Origin of the sequence: Nonomuraea sp. NPDC049784 (genome assembly GCF_040659615.1) — a bacterium.
GTDB lineage: Bacteria > Actinomycetota > Actinomycetes > Streptosporangiales > Streptosporangiaceae > Nonomuraea.
This window is the reverse complement of sequence record NZ_JBFAMX010000502.1, coordinates 1-7,638: the sequence shown is the minus strand read 5'-3', so window position 1 is coordinate 7,638 and position 7,638 is coordinate 1. Positions and strand designations below refer to the sequence as shown.

The following is a 7,638-nucleotide window of genomic DNA, read 5'->3' as shown; positions in this document are numbered from 1 at the left end:
GATGAGGCGGGGTTCGAGCGCGATCGCGATGGCGATGAGCACGCGCTGGCGCATGCCGCCGGACAGCTCGTGCGGATACTGGCGTGCCCGCCTCTCCGGGTCCGGCAGGCCGACGCGGGTGAGCAGGTCGACGACCCGGTTCCTGATCGCCCGGCGGTCGCCGCGTTTGTGGATGCGCAGCACCTCGGCGATCTGCGCGCCGACGGTCTTGACCGGATCCAGCGAGCTGGACGGGTCCTGGGGGATCAGGCCGATCTGCGCGCCGCGTACCGACTCCATGCGCTTGGACGACCAGGTCGCCAGGTCGGTGCCGCCGAGCAGGATCTGGCCCGCGTCCACGGCGCCGTTGGAGGGCAGCAGCCCGATGACGGCGTGCGCCGTGGTCGACTTGCCCGACCCCGACTCGCCGACGACCGCGACGACCTCGCCGGGCTCCACCGCGAACGAGATGCCCTCGACCGCGCGTCTCCCGTCGTAGGAGACGGCCAAGTCACGGACTTCCAGCAGGCTCACTCGTGCCTCCCCAGCGAACGGCTGATGCGGCCGGCGGCGAGCACGACCGCGACCACGACGGCGCCCGGCAGCGTGGTGAGCCACCACGACGTCGCCAGGTAGTTGCGCCCTTCCGAGATGAGCAGGCCCCACTCGGGCGTGGGCGGCTCGGCGCCGTACCCGAGGAAGCTGAGCGTCGAGATGGCCAGGATCGCCATGCCGAACTGCAGCGCCGCGAGCGCGATGACCGGGCCGAGCGAGTTGGGCAGCACGTGCCGCCACAGCACGGTCAGGAACCGGCCGCCGCTGCCGAACGCCGCCTCCACGTAGTCGGTGCGCCGCACGCGGACCACCTCCGAGCGCGACAGCCGGGCGAAGGCCGCGACCGAGCCGACGCCCACCGCGACGGCCACGTTCACCGTGCCGGGCCCGAGCAGGATGATCACGGTCAGGGCCAGCAGCAGACCGGGAATCGACAGCAGTACGTCCACGATCCGCATGACGGCATCGTCCAGCACCCCGCCGACGGAGCCGGCCAGCAGCCCGAGCAGCGTGCCGGCCACGAGCCCCACGGCGACGGCCACGAACGCGCCCGTCAGCGAGTGCACGGAGCCGTGCACCACCCGCGCGAACAGGTCGCGGCCCACCGCGTCGGTGCCGAACAGGTGGTGCGCGCTCGGCGCCTGCAGCTTCTCGGCCGGCACGCCCGCGATCGGGTCGTAACCGGTGAAGACGCCCGGGACGACCGCCCAGAGCACGATCAGCGCGATCAACACCCACGCGAGCACCAGCCCGCTCCTGCGGACGCGCTTCACGACGCAGCCTCGAGTCGCGGGTCGAGCACCGGGAACAGCACGTCCACCACCAGGTTGACCAGCACGAACACGGCCGTCGCGAGCACCACTATGGCCAGCATCACCGGCGTGTCCTGCGCGTTGACGGCCTGCTCGGTCAGCCGTCCGATGCCGTTGCGCCCGAAGACCGTCTCGGTCACGACCGACCCGGCGATCAGCTCGCCGAACGTCAGCCCCGCCACGGTCAGCGTCGGCAGCACGGCGTTGCGGGCCACGTGCCGCCACAGGATCCACCACCGCGAGGCGCCCTTGGCCGCCACCACGGGCACGAACGCCTGCGTGGAGACCTGGTCCATGCTGCGCGCCAGCACCTGGGCGATCGGCGCCGAGATGGGCACCGCCAGCGTGAGCACCGGCAGGATGAGCTGCTGCACCGGGCCTCCCCCGATGACGGGCACCAGCTTGAGCCGGAACGAGAACACCTGGATGAGCAGGATGCCCAGCCAGAACGCCGGGACCGACACGAATATCGACGGCACCGACAGCAGCGCGTTCCTGAGCCACGAGCTCCTGCTGTAGCCGGCCGCGAACGCGATCAGCACGGCGATCAGCACCGCCAGCACGAACGCGGTCGAGGCCAGCTTCGCCGTCTCCGGCAGCGCCTCCCCCAGCCGCTCGACGACCGGCGTGCCGGTGTCGATCGAGTAGCCGAAGGAGCCGCGCAGGAAGCCGAGCAGGGTGTTCAGGTAGTCGAGGATCGGCGGGTCGCCTGCCCCGTAGTACGCCCGGATCTCGGCGATCTGCTGCGGCGACAGGCCGAGCTCGGGGTTCTGGAACTTGATCAGGATTGAGTCGCCGGGCAGCAGCTGCAGGAGCACGTAGCCGGCCGTGAAGGCGATCCAGAGCACCAGCGCCGCCTGCCCGGCCCGGGCGAGGAGGTACCTGGTCACTGCTCCGACTTCCACACCGAGTAGAACCACGGCCTGGCGACCGCCTCGAAGGCCACCCCCTGGACGTACGGGGCCCCGCCGTACACCTGCGGCTCCTCGAAGAGCGGGATCGCGTAGCCCTGGTCGAGCACGTACCGCTGGATCTCGGCGACCTTGGCGTTGCGCTTGGAGACGTCGGGCTCGGCCGACTCCTCTTCGAGCAGCTGGTCCAGCTTGGTGTCGTCGGAGAGGATGACGTCGCGGTTCTTGCTGTGGAAGTGACTCTTGATCACGTCCTGGTCGGCGCGACCGACCATGCCGTGCTGGATGGCGGTCTTCTCGGCGTTCTTGATGTCCACGGCCTGGGTGCCCGCGTCGGCGGGGCGGATCTCCAGCTTCACGCCGAGCTTGGCCCACTGCTGGCCGACCAGCTCGAGCGTCTGCTTCGACAGCGGCTGCGGGCCGGAGACGAACACACCGAGCTGCAGCGGCTTGCCGTCCTTGACGCGGACGCCGTCGGCGCCCTTGGTCCAGCCGGCCTCGTCCAGGAGCCTGTTGGCCTTGTCGGGGTCGTACACGAGCTCCTTCGACAGGTCCACGTAACCCTGCGCGAGGTGGCTGAGCACCGAGGTGGCCTGCGGGTAACTGGTCGTGAAGAGGGTGTCGACGACCTCCTTGGCGTTCGTGCCGGCCTGGAGCGCCTTGCGGACCTTGATGTCCTTCAGGATGCTGTTGCGCGGCCGCAGGTAGAGGCCGTTGTTGACGCCTCTCGTCGGCTCCGCGTAGATCTGGAACCCCGCGTCCTTGACGGTCTTCTCGTCGTACGCCTGGACGTAACGCACGAAGTCGGCCTGGCCGGAGGTGAGAGCGCCGACGCGCACGTTGTCCTCGGGCGTGACGATGATCTTGATTTCGTCCAGGTACGCGCGGCCCTGGTGCTTCGAGGACGCCGGCGCCCAGTTGTAGTCCTTGCGCGCGACCAGGTCCACTTCCTTGTCGACGACCTGGTTCTTCAAGGTGAAGGGGCCGGAGCCGATGACGTTCTTGAGCTGGCACTGCTGCTCGTACGGCAGCGAGATCGTCTTCTTGGAGACCAGGCCGGCCCCGATGACCGAGGTGCCCTGGAGGAAGCCGGGGGACGGCTTGTCGAAGTGGAAGCGCACGGTCAGCGGGTCGATGACCTCGCTGCGCTCGTAGTTGTTGACGAACTCGGCGACCGGGAGCTTGAGCTTCTCGTCGCCCAGGCCGTACACGTCGAAGTCGGCCGCCACGGCGGACGCGTCGAGCGGGCTGCCGTCGCTGAAGGTCACGCCGTCGCGCAGGTGGAACGTGTACTCGGTGGCGTCCTTGTTGATCTCCCACTTGGTGGCGATCCACGGCTCGATCTCGAGCGTCTTCGGGTTCTGCCAGGTGAGCTTGTCGGTGATCTGGTTGAGGAGGCCGCCGTTCGGATAGAAGCCGGCCGCGGGCAGGTACAGGCAGGTAGGCGGCTGGTGCTCCAGGTAGGTCAGCGTGCCGCCGTACACCGGCTGCCCGCCGCTCTTCGCCACTCCGGCAGCTCCGCCACCGCCACAGGCGCCGAGAAGCCCCACGACGGCGAGCATGGCGGTGCTCGCCACGGCTGTGGTGCGCAGTCTGGAGGATGACATGGGGATCTGCCCTTCGTTGTACGGGAGCCATCGGCGCAAACCACTATAACCTACCAATAAAGAAGGAAATCGCCCATGATCCTGTGATTCCCCTTACGGTTCGGTCGCGTTATGGGGCCTCGGAGGAGGCCACGACGTCGGCGAGGGCGATCTCCTTGGCCGGGCGGGCGAGCCAGTAGCCCCCGCCGGGGCCGCGCCGGCTGTGGATGAGGCCGGCCCTGCGGAGCTGGAGCAGGTTGTTGTCGCAGAAGCGGCGGGGGATTTCCTGGGTGGCGGCGATCCATTCCGCGTGCACCGGGCCGTCCGCCACGGCCAGGGCGAGCATGGCGCCGAGAGCGTACTGGGTGCGGGCAGAGATTCTCATAGGCATCAATGCGTCGGGCTCGGCTTCCCCCAGGGGAAGCCGAGCCGGCGCGCGTGACCTCAGGCCGAGGCCGTCTCCTCCTCTGCCGCGGTACGGACCTGCACCTCGGACTCCACCGCTTCGACCGACTCGTTCGCCCTGTCGCGGCGGTACTCGCGGACCGACCAGACGATGGCGGCCACCCAGATGACGGCGATGAGCACGTACGCGACCGCCTGGACGCCGCCGGAGGCCTTGATCCAGTCGCTGCGCAGCAGGCTCCGTATGTTGGTCAGCACGATGACGCCGCCCACGGCCGAGCCGAGGATGCGCGGCGGGATGTGCCGGACGAGCCAGGCGGCGATCGGCGCGGCGATGACACCGCCGAGCAGCAGCACGGCCACCCAGGCGAAGTCGATGTTCTCGGAGCCGATGCCGACGAAGAAGCCGACGCTGGCGGCGATGGCGACGAGGAACTCGCTCGCGTCGATCGAACCGATCACCTTGCGCGGGGCCAGACGGCCGCTGGCCAGGATGGCCGGGGTGCCGACGGGGCCCCAGCCGCCACCGCCGGTCGCGTCGACGAAGCCGCCCAGCAGGCCGAGCGGGACGAGGAAGCGCCTGCGCAACGGCTTGTCCAGGTTGCCGCGCGGCAGCCCGAAGGCGGTGAAGCGGATCAGGATGTAGGCGCCGAGCACGAGCAGGATGAGCGACATGACCGGGGCGGCCAACTCGGTCGAGAGACTGGACAGGAATGTCGCGCCGACGAAAGCGCCGACGGCTCCCGGGATGCCGATCTTGGCGACGACCTTCCAGTCGACGTTGCCGAAGCGCCAGTGGGAGATGCCCGAGGCGAGCGTGGTGCCGATCTCGGCGAGGTGGACGGTGGCCGAGGCGGCAGCCGCATTGGTGCCGATGGCCAGCAGAAGCGTGCTCGACGTGACGCCGTAGGCCATGCCCAGGCTCCCGTCGACGAGCTGGGCCGCGAAACCGACCAGACCGAGCAGGATGAGCGCTCGCACAACCGCCCCTTCCCTAGCTTTCCTACTATACAAGTAGGATTAATGATTTATTAGTTTCACGAGCGTGTCAAGTCGTGGATCGCCGCCAGGTCTGCGATGAGGTCTCCTGACCGATGTGTCAGATGAGAATTGGGGGCTATCTGGGGCAGATGGGGACTAGTACCCCACAATGGAGAGATGGCCTACCCTCCGCAGCCCCCACCGCCCCAGCCTCAGCCGCAAGGACCGTGGGGCGCGCAGGGTTACGGCCCGCCACCCGGTCAAGGGGGTCCGCCGCAGCAGGGCTACGGCCAGGGCCAACCCGGATACAACGCACCACCCGGATACGGCCCACCGCCCACCCAAGGCGGGTATGGCCAGCCGCCGTACGGAAACCAGATGGGGCCGCAACGGACGCTGGTGCTCCCGGGCCCGCCGCCGAAGAGCAACAGCGCCCTGATCATCGGCCTCGTGGTCGGATTGGCCGTGCTCCTCCTGGGCGGCGGCGGGGTCGGCGCGTTCCTCTACCTACGCGGCTCGGGCTCGAAGCCGCCGGTCGCCCTGCCGAGCGCCGACCCCTTCCCCACGACGTCGACGCCGCCACCGTCCGACCCGCCGTCGGCCACCCCCTCGGACCCGTCCACCACCGAGCCGACCCCGACCCCCAGCGACACCGGGTCCACCTCGAACCGCGTCGATCCCGGCTCGCCGCTCACAGACAGCGAGTTCGGCGACTGGAACTTCAAGCTGGGAGACGTGAAGCTCGAGGCCGACAAGGTCGGCGGCTGGTCGTACAACAGCTGCGACCCGATGGACGCCAAGGGCGTGCTGGCCCAGAACGACTGCCAGCGCGCCATCCAGCTCGCGTACACGGCCTACGGCGGGCACATCAAAGCGGTCCAGCTCATCATGTCCTTCCCCACCGAGCAGGCCGCCAAGAAGACCGTCACGCGGCTGGCCTCGCTCGACTCGGACGCGCTGAAGTGGCGCACGGACAAGACACACAGCAGCTACGCCTACGGCAAGATCCGTTCGGGCTACGTCAAGAAGTACGTGGTCGTCACGGTCCTCACCGCGGACAAGACCGCCAAGTCGCTGGCCACGCACTACCACTCGTACCTGCAGAGCGACCACGCGAGCTACTTCCTCTTCCGCGACCTGACCATCACGAGCTAGGCAGCCGGAGGCCCGCTCGCCCCGGATCGGCACCGGGCACTCGAACCACCGTAGCAGTTGTCAGAGCAACGCTAGCTCTCCTAGTCGTGCTAGCGTGCATGGTATGTCAATCGCCGCCCGCCGAGCACGGGAACGTGCGCAACGCCATCAGTTGATCATCACCGCCGCCCGCGAACTGGCCGAGTCGGAGGGCTGGGACGCCGTGACGACCCGGCGCCTGTCGGAACGGGTCGAATACAGCCAGCCGGTGCTCTACAGCCACTTCAAAGGCAAAGACGCCATCGTACGGGCGGTGGCGATCGAGGGGTTCGCGGAGCTGGCGAGCAAGCTGCGCGCCGCGCGGGAAGCTTCGCAGGAGCCGGACGGCGACCCCAAGGCGGTGCTGCGCCAGGTCGCGATGGCCTACCTCGACTTCGCCCGCACCCACAGCGCCCTGTACGAGGCCATGTTCGTCATGCCGATCGCCGTCCCCTTCGCCACGGAGGAGACGCCGGAGGAGCTGCGCGAGGCGTTCGGCGAGTTCGTGCGCGCGCTGGAGCCGGTGGCCGGGAAATACCACCCCGGCACCTTCGCCGAGGTGGTGTGGGCCGCCCTGCACGGCCTCGCGACCCTGACCCACGACCGCCGGATCCCCGCCGAGCACCAGCAGGACAGAATCGACCTCCTCATGGACCACCTCACCCGCACCGGCTGAACGGGCGGTGAGGCGCACGGCACCACGGACGAGGAGCCTGGGAGGTCAGGCCAGCAACCCCCGCTGCCGACCGGCCGCGGCCGCCTGCGTGCGGGTGGAGACCTCCAGCTTGCCCAGGATGTTGGACACGTGGACACTGACCGTCTTCTGCGCGATGAACAGCCGCTCCGCGATCTCCCGGTTGGTCAGCCCCTCGGCGACCAGCCGCAGGACCTCCACCTCCCGAGCCGTCAACCCGCCGTCGCCCTGCCCGCCACCGCCGAACCTGGCCCGCCGCCCGAACTCCAGCAGCGCGTTCTCCAGCGGCGCCGCCCGCAGCTTCCCCGCCGTCTCCCGAGCGAGGGCCCACTGCGCCTGCGCCTCCTCCCGGTCACCGGCCGCCAGCAGCGCCTCGGCCAGCCGCCACCGGGCACGCGCCACCTCGTAGACGAACCCGAAGTCGAACGCCTCCACCACCCGGCGCCACAGCTCCACGTCGAGCCGCCCGTGCACGCGATGCCACTCCGCCTGCGTGGCTTCTCACTCCTGGGCATCCTCGTCGTCAACATCGCCTTCCTGGC

At 69.3% G+C, this 7,638-nt stretch carries 9 protein-coding genes; 2 read left to right on the top strand and 7 right to left on the bottom strand.

Going from position 1 to position 7,638, the window contains the following annotated elements; genetic code table 11:
• The 6 genes from AB0J09_RS49645 to AB0J09_RS49620 all read right to left on the bottom strand — a co-directional run.
• Positions 1-513 (bottom strand): ABC transporter ATP-binding protein (locus tag AB0J09_RS49645; protein ID WP_360707994.1); only part of this gene is annotated, 513 nt, incomplete at its 3' end.
• Complete coding sequence (locus AB0J09_RS49640) at positions 510-1,307, bottom strand: ABC transporter permease (protein ID WP_360707991.1); 798 nt, start codon at positions 1,305-1,307, stop codon at positions 510-512. The genes AB0J09_RS49645 and AB0J09_RS49640, both read right to left, overlap by 4 nt.
• Positions 1,304-2,236 (bottom strand): ABC transporter permease, encoded by a 933-nt coding sequence (locus AB0J09_RS49635; RefSeq protein WP_360707988.1) that lies wholly within the window; start codon positions 2,234-2,236, stop codon positions 1,304-1,306. Before AB0J09_RS49635 ends, AB0J09_RS49640 begins: the two co-directional genes overlap by 4 nt.
• Entirely contained in the window at positions 2,233-3,864 is a 1,632-nt protein-coding gene (locus tag AB0J09_RS49630; RefSeq protein WP_360707985.1) for a TIGR04028 family ABC transporter substrate-binding protein, read from the bottom strand. The genes AB0J09_RS49635 and AB0J09_RS49630 overlap by 4 nt, the downstream gene beginning before the upstream one ends.
• Positions 3,865-3,973: 109 nt before the next feature.
• On the bottom strand, positions 3,974-4,228 hold the full coding sequence (locus AB0J09_RS49625; protein WP_360707982.1) for an Rrf2 family transcriptional regulator: 255 nt from the start codon (positions 4,226-4,228) through the stop codon (positions 3,974-3,976).
• Positions 4,229-4,287: 59 nt separating this feature from the next.
• Complete coding sequence (locus AB0J09_RS49620) at positions 4,288-5,229, bottom strand: sulfite exporter TauE/SafE family protein (RefSeq protein WP_360707979.1); 942 nt, start codon at positions 5,227-5,229, stop codon at positions 4,288-4,290.
• A 378-nt stretch (positions 5,230-5,607) separates the two neighbouring features.
• On the opposite strand from AB0J09_RS49620, the gene AB0J09_RS49615 reads away from it, so the two are divergent.
• Both AB0J09_RS49615 and AB0J09_RS49610 read left to right on the top strand, forming a co-directional pair.
• Positions 5,608-6,384 carry a hypothetical protein gene (locus AB0J09_RS49615; protein ID WP_360707976.1) on the top strand — a complete coding sequence of 259 codons (777 nt, stop codon included), beginning with the start codon at positions 5,608-5,610 and terminating at the stop codon, positions 6,382-6,384.
• Between the two features lie 103 nt (positions 6,385-6,487).
• Entirely contained in the window at positions 6,488-7,078 is a 591-nt protein-coding gene (locus tag AB0J09_RS49610; RefSeq protein ID WP_360707973.1) for a TetR/AcrR family transcriptional regulator, read from the top strand.
• Positions 7,079-7,123: 45 nt separating this feature from the next.
• On the opposite strand, the gene AB0J09_RS49605 is transcribed toward AB0J09_RS49610, so the two are convergent.
• Entirely contained in the window at positions 7,124-7,570 is a 447-nt protein-coding gene (locus AB0J09_RS49605) for a response regulator transcription factor (protein ID WP_360707971.1), read from the bottom strand.
• Between the last annotated feature and the right edge of the window lie 68 nt (positions 7,571-7,638).